Origin of the sequence: Dysgonomonas termitidis (assembly GCF_042654545.1) — a bacterium.
In the GTDB taxonomy this organism is placed as follows: Bacteria; Bacteroidota; Bacteroidia; order Bacteroidales; family Dysgonomonadaceae; genus Dysgonomonas; species Dysgonomonas termitidis.
The window spans coordinates 1-583 of sequence record NZ_JBHSGN010000195.1; the positions used below are offsets into that span (position 1 = coordinate 1).

Annotated in this window: 1 pseudogene; it reads right to left on the minus strand. The window is 48.7% G+C overall.

Features of this window, described 5'->3' with window-relative positions:
* Positions 1-583, minus strand: a pseudogene (locus tag ACFO6W_RS26105) (DUF6443 domain-containing protein); the annotation flags it as partial.

A 583-nucleotide genomic window follows, 5' to 3' on the forward strand; every position in this document is an offset into this window, starting at 1 on the left:
TATGCCTGTCAGTACCACCCGCCCGAAAGCATCGGGGATAATGAACGTCCATTCCTTCGGACTTTTATTGTACTGTACTCCGTCCTGTGTATATACCAGCCTGTCGGCTTTATCGTAAACGTAACGGATAGGTTCACAACCGGGAAGCTTCTTCCATATACAGCGGTTGCGGTTGTCGTATTTATACTGGTAAGCCAGTTCGTCGAGCTTTGTTTGTGCTATCCCTTCGTCCTGTATCCGTGGGGGTAACACATAGCATTGGTTGCCAAAATCGTCATAGACATAATAGGTGTCGAGGGGCGTTGTCCCGTCCATCTGGCGGGTAAGGACTACCTGTCCCAGTTTGTCCTTGAACTCATAGGATGCATTGCCGTCTTCATCTTTTAATTCTGTTACATAGAGTTGCCCTGTGGTATAATTGGTGGTTTGGCCCAGGGTCGGGCTCTGGCTTGTCACTGTGATGAAGTATAGCTTGCAGTTCAAAGTGGCATCGCCTGCTATATTGGTTTTATATGCGGTTAGCACGGCTTTTTCATTGGCTGTATTCTGCCAGTCAGCCCCGGGGCCGAACTGTTTCAGTACC